This is a genomic window from Bradyrhizobium japonicum USDA 6 (assembly GCF_000284375.1).
Taxonomy (GTDB): Bacteria; Pseudomonadota; Alphaproteobacteria; order Rhizobiales; family Xanthobacteraceae; genus Bradyrhizobium; species Bradyrhizobium japonicum.
Genome location: NC_017249.1, coordinates 7,311,040 through 7,324,221 on the forward strand (window position 1 = coordinate 7,311,040; position 13,182 = coordinate 7,324,221).

General features: G+C 63.9%; 10 protein-coding genes and 1 pseudogene. 3 read left to right on the top strand and 8 right to left on the bottom strand.

Annotated features, from left to right (window positions below; genetic code table 11):
- Positions 1-36 precede the first annotated feature (36 nt).
- The 8 genes and pseudogenes from BJ6T_RS48655 to BJ6T_RS34205 form a co-directional block, all read right to left on the bottom strand.
- The gene (locus tag BJ6T_RS48655; protein ID WP_043900287.1) at positions 37-936 is read right to left on the bottom strand and encodes a hypothetical protein; all 900 of its coding nucleotides are present in this window, start codon (positions 934-936) and stop codon (positions 37-39) included.
- Between the two features lie 131 nt (positions 937-1,067).
- Positions 1,068-1,550, bottom strand: a pseudogene (locus tag BJ6T_RS49730) (metallophosphoesterase); the annotation flags it as partial.
- Between the two features lie 308 nt (positions 1,551-1,858).
- The gene (locus BJ6T_RS34180; protein ID WP_141379172.1) at positions 1,859-2,143 is read right to left on the bottom strand and encodes a hypothetical protein; all 285 of its coding nucleotides are present in this window, start codon (positions 2,141-2,143) and stop codon (positions 1,859-1,861) included.
- A gap of 199 nt (positions 2,144-2,342) precedes the next feature.
- A complete protein-coding gene (locus tag BJ6T_RS34185; RefSeq protein ID WP_014497157.1) occupies positions 2,343-4,844 on the bottom strand; it encodes a two-component system VirA-like sensor kinase in 2,502 nt (833 codons plus the stop codon).
- Positions 4,841-5,872, bottom strand: coding sequence for a cytochrome-c peroxidase (locus BJ6T_RS34190; RefSeq protein WP_225894996.1), 1,032 nt, complete (start codon positions 5,870-5,872; stop codon positions 4,841-4,843). Before BJ6T_RS34190 ends, BJ6T_RS34185 begins: the two co-directional genes overlap by 4 nt.
- Positions 5,873-6,022: 150 nt before the next feature.
- Positions 6,023-6,511 (bottom strand): DUF1127 domain-containing protein, encoded by a 489-nt coding sequence (locus tag BJ6T_RS34195; RefSeq protein WP_161170720.1) that lies wholly within the window; start codon positions 6,509-6,511, stop codon positions 6,023-6,025.
- A gap of 238 nt (positions 6,512-6,749) precedes the next feature.
- The gene (locus BJ6T_RS34200) at positions 6,750-7,475 is read right to left on the bottom strand and encodes a response regulator (RefSeq protein ID WP_014497160.1); all 726 of its coding nucleotides are present in this window, start codon (positions 7,473-7,475) and stop codon (positions 6,750-6,752) included.
- Between the two features lie 385 nt (positions 7,476-7,860).
- On the bottom strand, positions 7,861-8,808 hold the full coding sequence (locus BJ6T_RS34205; RefSeq protein ID WP_014497161.1) for a c-type cytochrome: 948 nt from the start codon (positions 8,806-8,808) through the stop codon (positions 7,861-7,863).
- A gap of 388 nt (positions 8,809-9,196) precedes the next feature.
- Here BJ6T_RS34205 and BJ6T_RS34210 point away from each other — a divergent pair, with 388 nt between their 5' ends.
- From BJ6T_RS34210 to BJ6T_RS34220, 3 genes are all read left to right on the top strand, one after another.
- Complete coding sequence (locus BJ6T_RS34210) at positions 9,197-10,543, top strand: glycosyltransferase (RefSeq protein ID WP_014497162.1); 1,347 nt, start codon at positions 9,197-9,199, stop codon at positions 10,541-10,543.
- Between the two features lie 84 nt (positions 10,544-10,627).
- Complete coding sequence (locus BJ6T_RS34215) at positions 10,628-11,878, top strand: multidrug effflux MFS transporter (protein ID WP_014497163.1); 1,251 nt, start codon at positions 10,628-10,630, stop codon at positions 11,876-11,878.
- A gap of 273 nt (positions 11,879-12,151) precedes the next feature.
- The gene (locus tag BJ6T_RS34220) at positions 12,152-13,174 is read left to right on the top strand and encodes an alpha/beta hydrolase (RefSeq protein ID WP_038931329.1); all 1,023 of its coding nucleotides are present in this window, start codon (positions 12,152-12,154) and stop codon (positions 13,172-13,174) included.
- Positions 13,175-13,182: the final 8 nt, after the last annotated feature.

Consider the following 13,182-nt stretch of genomic DNA (forward strand, 5'->3'; position numbering starts at 1 on the left):
ATGTCGGCACATTGAAAAATTCGCTGTGCTGATCGTCTATGAAATCCGCGCTACGCACAATTTCGCGTCCGAAACCCCGCCGTTATCGTCAACGTCGAGCTGAACATAGGTCGGCCGAAACAGCGTCCAGTCCGAGAAATCTCCGGCCTTCAACTTCTGAACAAAGCCATCCAGCCGGCTGAGCGCGTCGGACTCCGGCAGAGTCAAAATCTCGTTCGGAAAGCGCAGCACGTCCGCCCATGTGCCCGAATTGAAATACCAGCGTCCGTCGCCGAGGCTGACACGCTTCGCCTGATGGGTATGACCGAACACCACATGGCGAAAGCCACCTTTCACAAGATCGGTCGCAGCGTCCAGATATTCCTTGGCCGTCTCCTTGGTTTCATCGAAGCTGTCTTCCTTCTGCAGCCCTCGTATCGCAGTAAGCAGCGCCCGCATGCGTTTCTCGGCGGCGCTCGAGCCGAAGGCGAGCTTGAACAATCCCAGCGCGGTGTTGAGGTTTTCACTTGCGCTGACATCCGTTCCCATTTTCGGTTGTTTTGCTTTGGAATCGTTGTCAAGCTGGCGGAGAAAATCCGTTCCCTCGCTGCCGAGCGATTCCGCGATCGCGACCTTCAGCGCGGCGTCATTGTCTAGGCCGGCAAGTATCGATTGCGTCGAGCCGGTACCGGGCGTCGCCTTGGCCCGGATGTCCTGGCCGAATGGCTTCTTGCTCGCTGCGACATCCGCTTTGATGTCTCCGCCGAATTTCGGCAGAATGGGGCCCTCGAGCCCATGACTCCGAGTCCAATACCAAAAGCGCGCTAACTCGCCGAAGCGTTTTCGATAACCTGGTTCGAGCGTAAGCAGGATCGGCACCACCGCAGAGTCTTCCGGCTTGAGCAGGTCCACGAACGCATAATCTCGTTTGATCTTGTTGATGACCGACGTGACCATCTGGCTCCCGGGGGAGGGACGAACTGGTATTGCTTGGGCACTTCCTGCCGACGCGACATCAGGGACCGGACCCGGCGCAACGCATCGAGGTCGATCTGATTCCACGCGTCGTATCGATTGCCGTGCTCGATCAGCGCGTCGCCGACGATGTAGGCTTCGCCATCCGGGATGAATTCGAAATCGTGCCCTGGCTTGACGCCCAGTGCTCTGCGCAGTTCGGCGCGCACAGGAGGGAGGCTCAGCTCGATGTCGTGGTTACCGAGGAGAATGGTCAGCCGACCTCCCGCATCCAGAAACCGGTTGAGCGCCGCGAACACGCCCGGGTCCCGGCTGACGATGGCTTTGAATTTGCTGACTGCCTGACCAGGATCAGCAGTGAAGGGCGACCAGGTGTCGGCCTGCTCTCCATCGAGCTCGGCGAGAAAATCGACCGTATCGCCGTTCAGAACAAGTTCGCTCGGGCCGTTCTCGGCAATCTCCTGCGCCAAGCCCTCGACGAAGCGAACGATCTGATCGGCGCGGGTACACAAGCGGAAGCCGCGCTTCCCTTGCTCCGGCGGCACTGGATACGTGCCTCCCAAATGAAGATCGGAAATAATATAAACTCGGCGCATCGGAAATCTCGCTGCATGCACCTGGAAAGCAAGTGAAAGGGAGATTGTGCGACCGTAGGTAGTTCCCGTCAATCACTTCTGAGTATCTCGCAGCCACGAGCTCCATCCAGCACGCTGCAGTTCCACAACCGCTTGATATTACTTCAAAATTTATGTATCTCGCCCCGGCAAATCCGGCGATCAACAACCGCAATACGCATTCGGCCGCGATCAGTCGCTCTTGGCGATGGGGCCGGATCAATAAGAGGGATAAGGCCATGGCGAACGCGCGCCTTGCGGCGCGCGCGATCCGTGACCTCGGCCGGCCATCAGCAGCCGCGGCAGATGATCAGCCGGCGGTCGATCTCCTTGTCGAGCCGCTGCAGCTCCGCCTCTTCGGGCGATGCTTGCGTCGACCCGGGCACGTCGCTGCGTCGCGGCTGCCGATGACCGATGGGAGCCTGCCGGGACAGGTCCGCGAACTTCATTGCGTCCACACTGCCAGGCGAGGACATGGTCACAGGCGCGCTTGCGCCTCCGGCAGCCCTGATGCTGGAAACCGATCCGAACAGGAACGTAGCTGCGACGACGGTCACGCCAAGTCTGATTGACATCATCATTCTCCTATCGCGGTGACGTTGCGACGATGCGCATGCGATGGATAGGAGGTCCCGGCTACTCGAGCATTTCGCCCGCGGCGACATCGCGTTACCATTGCAACCGCGATCGCCGATTGTCGTGCGCCGGCTCTGGATTCCTGTTTTGACGCGCTTTCTTCGAGCGAAGCCGGTATCGGCTTCGCTCGAAGACGCTCTACCGCGCCGCGGCGGCTCGCCTCACCCGTCGTCGCGCGGCCGACGCGGCGACGCTCCGCGCCAGGACGCCGGCGAGCTCCGCCGAGATCAGCGGGTGATGAACGAGCTCGGTGATGCCGGACGTCTCCAGCGACGGCACCGCCAGCTCGCGCGTCGAGGGGCTCGCCAGAATCATCGGCAAGGCCGGCGCCGCCGCGTGCAATGCCGCCGCCAGCTCGATCGAGGAGCCTCCGGGCAGGTGACACACCAGCGCCGCATCGAAACGCGCTTGCGCGGTGCGGCAGGCAGCGATCGCCTCCGCCAGCCTGGTGAACCCGACCGGCTCATAACCCAGCGCCGCGAGGATTTCCTCATGGCGCAACAGGCGACGGCGGTCGGTGTCGAGCACCAGCACCGTCTCGCCCGCGCCACGGAACGCAAGATCGGGGCCGTGCTGAACCGGCACCGCCTCGTCGGGGCCGCCGGATGGCAGCCATACGTCGAAGCGCGTGCCTGCATCCGGCTCGCTCTGCACGGCGACCGCCCCGCCGTATTGCTCCACGATCTCGCGAACGGTTGCGAGCCCGATACCGTTGCCGTCCGGGCGCGTCGTGAAGAAGGGCTCGAAGATCCGCTCCAGCGTCGCCTCATCCATTCCCGGCCCCGGATCGGTGACCGAAATCACGGTGAAGCGGCCGGGGCCGACCTCATTGCGTCCGATCGACAATGGCTGCTGAAGATCGTGCACCTCGATGCCGAGTTCGATACAACCCGGCTCCGTCATCGCCTGTGCCGCATTGTTGCAAAGGTTCAGGATCACCTGCTGCAACTGGGCAGGCTCGCCCATCACGGTGGCCTCTTCGGCCGACTCGTTCACCTCGAACTGGACGTGCGAAGGCAACGAAGCCGCCAGCAGCGATCTGGTCTCGTCGATCAGGGTCCTGACGCAGACCCGCTCCCGCCTGCCCTCGCCGCGGCGGCCGAAGCCGAGAATCTGTTCGACCAGTTCGCGCGCCCGCTCACCGGCACGTCGGATCTCCGCAAGGCTGCCGGCCGGCCGGCCTCCCGACCGGATTCGCGCTTCGGCGATCTCGGCATAGCCGAGGATCGCACCGACGATATTGTTGAAGTTGTGGGCGATACCGCTGGCAAAGGTGCCGAGGGTTTCCATGCGGCGTGCCTGTTGCAGACTCGCCTGCAAGCGCTCCTTCTCGCCTTCGAGCCGCACCCGGCGGATCGCGTTGCCGATCGCGTCGAACGCCATGCGAAACAACGAGACTTCGGACCAGTATTCGAGCGCCCCGGGCGGCACAGTATCGAAGCCGAGGATTTCATCGCGATGTCCCCGGACCGCCGTCACGCACAGCCAGCCGCCAACGCCGGCGTCCTCGAGCAGGTTCATCGTGTCGTCGGGATGGGCGGCCTTGACCTTGGGAATATAGACGATACCGCCTTCACCACCGTCGAAGCGTGGCGCGAGGCTCAGCGCGCGATCCGGCCAACCCGGCTCGAATGCGATCCCGTCACGGGACCACCGATAGGTGCTTGTCGTCGTCCCGCTCACGCCGACGAAATAGGCGCGATCGGCACCGATGCACCCGGCGAGCTGTTGCAGCGCGGTCTCGACGTCAGCGGTGATCCTCTCGCGGCTCGAATCGATGAACCGCATCGAGATGCCGGCCATGACGTGCTCGAACACCGCACGGCGGCGCAGCGTGACCGCGCGCCGATGCAATAGCAATCCGAAATAGACGACGCCGCAGAGCAGCAGCAGCGACGTCATGAACTGCAACAGGCGTACCCGGCGCGCCGACGCCCGCGAGGCGAGCTGACGCCTGGTGATCAATGCCAGTACGGCATCCTGCTCGCGGTTGTTCGATTCGGCGACGAGCGCCTTCAGGATCGTGTCGATGTCGGGCAGAAGGTCATGCAGCATCTGCCCGTGCATCAGCAATGCGCGGGCCGAATCCGTGTCCTGCGGCGGCGCTTGCACGAGCGACAGCTCTTCCAAACGATCCTGGACCTGACGCGCCACGACGTCCGACGTATCGAGCGTCAGGCGCAGCATCGCTGCCGCCAATGCGGAGGAGGCCGTGACCAGCGCCCGCTGATCCGACTCGGCCAACTTGTCGCTGAACAGACCGAAATAGGCAAAGGAGTTCTGGAGCAGCGCGTTGCGGCTCTTGAACCGCTCGATCAGGTCCTCCTGCCGGAGGGCGCGCGCCGACAGCACATCGATGGCCCTGGTCTCTTCGGCGTTGAGACCCGGCGTTTCGCGCAGCCGCGTCAGGGCATCGTCATAGGCATCGGTCATCTGTACCAGCTTGTCATAGTTGCGCGACAGGCCGGCGCGCGCAGTCAGCACTTCCCTGGTCATCGCGCGTTCGAACCGGGTGAAGTCGCCAAGCGCCTGGAGCTGACGGTCGTAACGCACCGAATTGAAGTTCAGCCCGTTCAACAAGAGCCAGGTCAACAGGGCCAGCACGCAGGTTACGCCGATCACGGCGGGGGCAAATTTCATGGGGAGCCTCCGACAGTCGCGCCGCGATAGGTGCCGGTCAGACTGTTAAGAAAGGCGACGATCGCCTTGACTTGCTTCTCCGTCAGCGTCGCGTTCAATTGGGCATAGGCCATCTTGCGAACCGCGTCCTCGAGCGTCGGCGCGCTGCCGTCATGGAAATACGGCGGCGTGGTCGCGACGTTGCGCAGGCTCGGCACGCGCAGAATCTTCGGCTCGGGCGATGCGAGCGGGTGGAATATGCCGTGGCGCTGGAACAGATTGCCGCCGACATTGACGCCCTGATGGCATGACGCGCAGCCCAGCGATTTGAACAATTGGTAGCCGCCCAGTTCGTCGTCCGACAGCGCCGCGGCGTCACCCGCCAGCCAGCGATCGAACTTGCCGCCTGGCGTGACCAGCGTCCGCTGGAAGCTTGCGAGTGCGTCGACGACATCGCCGCGCTCCGGGCGATGACCGTAAGCCGCGAGGAAGCTCTCGCGCATGTCGGGATCGGCATTGAGCTTCTCTGCGATCTCGACCGCGCTGCTCGCCATGGTGCGCGGGCTTTCCAGAGACGACCTGGTATCGGCTTCGATGTTGCGCAATTTTCCTTCCCAGCCGAAGCGGAAGCTGAGCGTCGCATTGAAGACGGTGAGCGTGTTGAGTGCGATCTCCGCTCCGTCGGGGCCGACATCGTGCGACCTCGGGCTCGCGCCGTTCGTCGCGATATCGTGACACGATGCGCAACTGCGTGAATTGTCGTGCGACAGCCTGCGATCGGAGAACAGCCGTTCGCCGAGCTTGACCTTCAGCGGGTCGATTGCCGGCGGCGCCGGAATGGGCGTGATGGGCTCATCCCTGCGGACCGACACCAAGGCGGGCGACGACTGCGACGGTGCGGGAGAGACCTTCAGAGAGCACGGCACCAGTGCGCAAATCACGATCGCGCAACGTCGAAGGCCGGCACCTCGTCCGGCCCCGAGAAATCTGGTGAACTGCTGCACGCCCAGCAATGTGGGGGTGAAGCGAGAATTGTCGCGTTTGCTCAAGGAGTTTTGATCGAAGCTGGATGATTTCGCGAAGGTGGTGGTCGGCTCGGCGGGGCGATATCCGAAGAGCCAGCGTTGACGCCAATCGAGATGATCGACCGGCTGGCAGCTCGACAGAAGTCCAGCCCCACCAGGGCCATGCAAATCGCGTCAGCAATCACGACAGTACCTCACCATCCGCTCGACTTCCGATCGGCCGTTGATCCCGATGTCCCGCAAGGTCCGATCGTCGAATTCCATCAGCCCCGCGACGGCCTTTCTGATTTCCCATTCCCGGCGCCAGTGTGCCGGCAGGGCCATCACAGTTCCGAGAGCCGCACCGAGCGAGTGCAGCCAGCTGCGCGCCGGTCGTGCATCGCGCGGCGGGACGCGATCGAACTGGACGATATTCCCACTGTTGCCGGCGCCATCGCTGGCGCTCTTCGCCGGCGCGGGCGGCGTGCGATCTGCGGAAGGCGGCCGGGATTCACGCGCAGCGTCCAGCATCGCCTGAACCGGTACGGCCGCGGTCGGATGCAATGAGGCGCCGTAAAGGGCAAAGCCTTCCATCACGGACGCGAAGACGGCCCACCAGAATGTGGCGGCAGGTTGGTCTTGCTCGGCCGCCGGCGCGACCGAAGGCGAACCGATGTCGGGCAAGGAATGACCCGCGGCAACCGCACCGAGACGGACCATGCCGCGACCGTCAGATCGTGCGACCCAGTTCGCCCTGTCGAGTTCCATGTGACCCGTCAAGGCAACGCGGCTCACACTGTGAGAATACTTCTCCATCGCAAATCTCCCACACGCTGTTGGTGGGAGGCAATCTGACGGCCCGCTGTTACGCCAAGGTCACCGCCATCGGCAAAATGGCTACAATTGCAATCCGCCAATTGCTCTAGAACGGATCGACCGGCACCGCGAAGACATAGCCGACGCCGCGCTCGGTCTGAATGACGCGCGGCGCGCTCGGATCGGTCTCCAGCTTGCGCCGCAGCCGCAGTACCTGGACGTCGATGCTGCGATCGAAAATATCCTCATGGATGCGGGTCGCCTGCAGCAGATGCTCGCGGGTCAGGGGGCGCTGCGGCGCCTCGAGAAAGGCCAGCAGCAGCGCATATTCTCCCTTGCTCAACGGCACCGGCGCTTCGTCGGGATCGGTCAGCTTTCGGCTGCGGCGTTCGAGCTTCCAGCCGCTGAAGCGATAGCCCCCGCGCTCGGGGTCGCGGGCGCGCGCGGCCCGTCCCATTTCCTGCCGCCGCAACACCGCGCGGACGCGCGCCAGCAGCTCCCTCAGGGAGAATGGCTTGATAATGTAGTCGTCGGCGCCAAGCTCGAGCCCGACGATGCGATCGATCTCGTCGGGACGATGGCCCGTCGTGATGATGACCGGCACGTCGGAATGCGAACGGATTTCCCTCAACAGGTCCAGACCGTCATCCTGACCAAGCCGAAGATCGAGGATGATCAGGCTCGGCTGGCTGCCATCGAGGTAGTGGTTCAATTCCGATCTGTTGGAGGCCGCCCGTGTCGGGATATTGTGCTCCTCGAGATATTTGATCACCATTTGCCTTAGCGTCGGATCGTCATCGACGACGACGATGTGGCCAATATCAGCAAGCATTCCGTACTCTCAAAATTCGCCGTTCGCCGAGTGAGCTGTACTTAAAAATTGCGAACGTCAACGTCCGGCTGTGGTGAAATGATATTGATTTCGTCCGAATTGGAATCGCTCAAAATAGAACGGGATATCGGGGTCCATCGGCACACACTGAATCTATGTATGATGCCGTGGTGACGCCGCAACAGGGTAATTCTGCGGCGAATTCCACCGGATGTCGCATACGTGAATAATTGTGATCCCAACGCTTGCTACTTTGGAGCGATAGGAAGCCTGCGGCCTGCGCTGTCGTTCAGCGAGTGCGATGTGCTGCGCAGACTGTTGCCTCCACGCCGGGCGCGACCGTTTGCGGCTTCACGGAATCATCACGAGCCCGTTCACGGAATCATCAGGAGCCCGGCAGAGCCATCAGGTACTGGTAGATCGCGGCGAGATCGTCGTCCATCCGCCCGATCGGCCGCCACGGCATTTGCTCGCCGAGCCGATGCCCGCTCGGATCAATGCCCGTGCGCATGGTGTCGACGAACTGCGCAAGGCTCCAGTTCTTGACAATACCGAGGTCCGGTCCAAGCGGCGGCAATTGTCCCGGCACGCCGCCGCCGAGATCCCTGCCGTGGCATTCGCGGCAATCCTGATAGGACAGCAGGTACTTGCCATAGAGCGCCGTCGGCGCCTTCGGCGGCGCGGTGATCACGCCGGTGAAGACCGGCTTCGCATCCGGCAACAGTCCGGCGCCCAGCATCACGATGCCCAGCAGGCTGAATCGGTCCGGCGGATCCGGGGTCTGCGCACCGCTCGCGGGCAGGCTGCGGATGTAGGCGATCACCGCCCTGGTGTCGTCGTCACTGAGCCGGCCGGCATTGGTGAAGGACATGATCGCCAGCCAGCGCCCCCTCGCGTCGATCCCATTGCGAATGGCACGAAAGATCTCGCCATCCGACCAATTCTTCAGGACGCCGGCGGGCGTGAGATTGGCCGGCACGAACGAGCCGATGGGAATCGGGAGATCCTTGGCGACGTCGCCGCCGCCTGTCAGCGTCCCGGTCTGCGAGTGACATGCGGCGCAAAAGCCGTCGGCCACGGCCCTGCCCCGGTCAATCTGGTCCGGTGTCGCCTCGATCCTCACATCGGGGACCGGTGCAGAACGGGCGCGTTGCCGGACGATACCGACCGCGGTCAAAGCGGCGACACCGAACACTGAGACGGCCAGCATGGCCGTCAGCACCATGCCGCTCCACTTCGCCAGAGCAGATTTCGTCCGGGAGGCGCGAACGCCCAGCCAGGCCAGAAGCGCGATGAACGCAACCATCGCAATGAGGGCGACAATATTTTCCATTCCAGTCCTCAATGAATTGGGCGCGACCGGTGCCGCGCGACATCCGGATCGTCAAAATCACTTTCGGCCGACGCCAACGCTCCAATATCTGCGAAGGCGTGCCATGCGGATGTCTGCCGGATTAGCAGCGCGGTGTTTCCGTGCCGTTTCATCGCTCGCCGCTCGCGTTACAATTGTAATCCTGTGCCAGCTATCGGCTTCCGGCGCGATGTCACCGGTTTTTGCACCGGCCTTTTTGCCCGGCCTTGGCAGCGCCACGATGCGTTGCCGCCGTAACCATTTCCATTGCCGCCGGAAGCCGTGGCGTAACGGCGATCGCTTCAATTGCCTCTCACTCGACCGGACGCCCTGGGGCGACCGTGCATCGATCATCAAGAGGTCAACTCACATGAAGATTCTTATCGCTTCGACACCTGCGACGGGTCATCTCAATCCGATGCTGGCGATCACGCAAATCCTGCGTGGCGATGGTCACGAGATCGCTTTCCTGACGGGCACCGCCTTTCGTGCCCGCGTCGAAGCCAGCGGCGTGAAGTTCTTTCCCCTTCCCGAGGACGCGGACTTCGATCCGAACGACGTCTTCTCGCGGTTCCCCGAACTCAAGACCATTCCGCCGGGATTGGAGTGGTTCCGTGTTGCTTGCGAGCGCATCTTCGTCGACGCCATTCCGGCCCAGCACCAGGGGCTGCGGCAAATCCTGCGGCAATTCCCCGCCGACATCATCGTCGCCGACGACATGCTGTTCGGTGTGCTGCCGATGCTGCTCGGACCGCGCTCGCAGCGGCCTCCCATCGCGCTCTGCGGAACCTCGTTTCTGCATTGGGCGCGCGAGGACGGCGCGCCCAACTTCCTCGGCCTGCCGCCGGCAACGAGCGACGAGGAGCGCGATCGCTATGCGGCCATGGCGCGGGACTTTGATGCGGCAGTCGATCAGCCGGTGTCAATGCGCCTGAACCGGGCGCTGAAGCCTCTCGGGGTCGGGCCGATCGCGATGCCACTCTTCCATTCCGTGGTCGCTCTCGGCGATGCCTATCTGCAATTGTCGGTGCCAAGCTTCGAATTTCCCCGCGAGATTCCGCCCTCAGTGCATTTCGTCGGCACCCCGCCGATCATCGCCAACCAGGTCCCGCCGCCGCCCTGGGCCGAAGAGCTCGACGGATCGCGCAAGGTCGTTCTGGTGACGCAGGGAACGGTGGCCAATCACAATTTCAATCTGCTGGTTGCCCCGACGCTGGCGGCCCTCGCGGACGAGGAGGACATCCTGGTGATCGTTACGGCAGGCGGCCGCCGGGTTGACGCCATCCCCGGCAAGATCCCGTCGAACGCACGCATCGCCAGCTACCTGCCGTTCGAATGGCTGCTGCCGAACGTCGACGTGCTCGTCACCAACGGCGGCTATGGCAGCGTCAACCAGGCCATGAGCTTCGGCATCCCGCTGGTCACCGCGGGGCTGACCGAAGACAAGGCCGACGTCAACGCGCGGGTCGCATGGTCCGGGGTCGGCATCAACCTGGCGACCAACGAACCGACACCGAAGGCGTTGCGCGACGCGGTGCGGACGGTGCTCGATCAATCCCGCTTCCAGTTGCGTGCCTCGCAGATCGCGGACGAATTCGCCGGGATCGACACGCGGTCCGAAATCCTCCGGGTCATCGGCGAGCTCGTGGCCGACGAGAGCTCGCACATCGGAGCGATGGCGGCAACCCGGGGGCGGCGCGCCGAACGGCGCGCGTAATCGCCGAACACGACGATGGAGGGCGGGCGACCGCGCCTCCATCACCTCATGCCCATCGATCAAGCCGGAACCGGAAATCCGTCCATGCAAATCGACCCCGCATCCTTCGCCTTCACGCTGCTGCTTGGTTTTCTGGCGGCCGTGCCCTATTCCGGCATCGACATCAATCTGCCGGCGCTGGCAGCGACCGGCGCGACGCTCGACGCCAGCGCGTCGGATGTCGGGCTGACCATGAGCGCCTTCATGCTCAGCCTCGCCACCGCGCCGCTGATCTACGGACCTATCTCCGACCGCCTGGGCCGCAAGCCGATTCTGGCATTCGGCCTCGTACTGTTCATCGCGGCAAGCCTTGCCTGCGCGAAAGCGTCCTCGCTGCCGGTTCTGTTGCTGGGCCGCTTCGTCCAGGGTATCGGCGCCGCCGCCACCGCAACGACCTTTGCCATCATTCGCGATCTCTTCGACGGCAACGCCGCGCGAGGCAAGATCGCCAACGTCATGGTCATGGTCAATGTCGCGACCGTGATCGCACCGACGGCCGGCGCCGCCCTGCTGGCGGTCGCCGGCTGGCGATCGATCTATGCCGCCCAGGCGGGGATCGGTCTCCTGCTGCTGGTCGTAGTGATGTTTCGCTTCGCGGAGACTGCGACGACCGACCGCTCCGGCCGTCTGGCGCTTTCGGCCGTCATCGACAGCTACCGCCAGGTGCTGACGCATCCGGTGTCGTTGCCTTTCATCCTGGTCGGCGCAGCGGGCGGCGCGACCGTGTTTGCCTACGTCACCGGCGCCTCGCTGTTCTTCGTCGGCGCCGTCGGACTGCGCCCCGAGCAATATGGCCTGATCTTCAGCGCATGCTCGGGGGCCGTCATGGTCGGCGCCTTTCTCGACGGCCAGCTCGGCCGGCGCGGCGTAGAGTCCGCCCGCATGCTCGCAACCGGGCTGACGCTGTCGGCCGCCGCCAGCACCGCCCTGCTCGCGATGACATTGGCCGGGTGGATGCCCACGTCACTCGTGGTTGCGCTGCTGATGACGGTCGCACTCGGCTTCGGGTTCAGCGTGCCGAACGTGATGAGCGCAACGATGCAGCGTCTCCCGGAGATCGCGGGCGCCGTCAGCGCCGCCGCCGGAAGCATTCAGCTGACCGCCGGCGCAATATCGAGCGGACTGGTCGCACTTCGCTTCGACGGGCGGACCGCGTTGTCGATGACGGCGGTGATGGCGGCAACGTCGCTGCTCGCCCTGGTTCTCTATCTGCTGGTCGCGCGCCCCGCCGAACGCCGCCTACCGTCGCAGACGATCGATCCCGGCGTGGCGGTCCGCAGCCCCACGAAGACCTGAGTTCGCCGGATCAGGCCGGCAGCCCGGCGCATCCTTCGGGTTGCCACAAGACTTGGGCGCAAGACTTGGGCGCAAGACTTGGGCGCAAGACTTGGGCGAGAGGGATCGAACCTCCGAATTGCGGAACCAAAACCCGTTTGATTGTTCGACTATTTCAATCCGAATTTGGAACAAGCGGCGTGGCCCGCCCCGCCCTTATTCTCGCCGCCATCATCATTCAGGAACGCGCGCAGGGGGCGGGCTCCTCCAGGGGGCAGTTCCCAAAGGTTCTGCGTGATCATCCGACAATTAGTGCAACACGAAGTGATTGCGTCCCGCCGTGCACTCCTTGGCGGGCTTGCGTCCTCAGCCTGCGTCGTCGCGCTGGGCGGATGCGCCAGCCTGGGTGCTACCGGTGCACGCTACGACGCTTCGTCGCTCTCGGTCGACCCTACGTTGCTCGTCGTAACCACGCGCAAGCCAGTGAGCGGCGCCCGGGCGAAGCCGTGGTTCGGGCCGGAGCGGGCTTCTACGATGACCGTCGCACGAGCGAAGCTTGTGGCGCCTGGCGACAGCCGTTTCTCTCTCGCTGCAGCCGGACTTGACGATTGGCGTCTTGATGGGGTCGAGCCGGTATCGGGCGATGTCGGCAGTCTTGTCGCGCAGGCCGGCGGCGGACCAGATGTTCTCATCTACGTGCACGGTTTCAAGCAGACGTTCGAGACAGCGGCGCTCGATGCCGCGCATCTCTCCGATGGCATCAGGTTCCGCGGCCAGACGATGGTGTTCTCCTGGCCCTCGAAGGCCGGACTGTTCGACTACGCCTATGACCGCGACAGCGCAATGTGGTCCCGCGATGGCTTTGAACGCGTGCTGCAATCCGTCGTGACGAGTTCGAGCGCCGGCCGCGTCCACATCGTCGCGCACAGCATGGGAACCATGCTGACACTCGAAAGCCTGCGCCAGCTCTATGCGCGATCCGGTGACGCCGTTGCGGGCAGGATCGGGGCCGTGGTGTTCGCCGCGCCGGACATCGACATGGACGTGTTCTCGTCGTCGATCAACCGCATCGGTCCGCTTTCCCGCAAGATCACCGTCATCGCCGCAACGAACGATCGCGCGCTGGCGCTGTCGGGACAAATCGCTGGCGGGATGACACGGGTCGGCGCTGCCGAGAAGACCGTCATCGAAGGGCTCGGGGTGCGCGTGGTCGATGCGTCCGAGGCAGGCTGGGGCGTTATCAACCACGACCTGTTCCTGTCGAATGCGGAGGTGCGCCAGGTGATCCGCCGCTCAATTGATAGCGTGGCCGCGTGAACCCGGGG

Bases quoted from the DNA above. Each gene is read 5' to 3' on its own strand.
- BJ6T_RS34215 (WP_014497163.1), top strand. From the start codon at position 10,628: ATGCAAATCGACCCCGCATCCTTCGCCTTCACGCTGCTGCTTGGTTTT.
- BJ6T_RS34210 (WP_014497162.1), top strand. From the start codon at position 9,197: ATGAAGATTCTTATCGCTTCGACACCTGCGACGGGTCATCTCAATCCG.
- BJ6T_RS48655 (WP_043900287.1), bottom strand. From the start codon at position 936: ATGGTCACGTCGGTCATCAACAAGATCAAACGAGATTATGCGTTCGTG.
- BJ6T_RS34200 (WP_014497160.1), bottom strand. From the start codon at position 7,475: ATGCTTGCTGATATTGGCCACATCGTCGTCGTCGATGACGATCCGACG.
- BJ6T_RS34180 (WP_141379172.1), bottom strand. From the start codon at position 2,143: ATGTCAATCAGACTTGGCGTGACCGTCGTCGCAGCTACGTTCCTGTTC.
- BJ6T_RS34205 (WP_014497161.1), bottom strand. From the start codon at position 8,808: ATGGAAAATATTGTCGCCCTCATTGCGATGGTTGCGTTCATCGCGCTT.
- BJ6T_RS34185 (WP_014497157.1), bottom strand. From the start codon at position 4,844: ATGAAATTTGCCCCCGCCGTGATCGGCGTAACCTGCGTGCTGGCCCTG.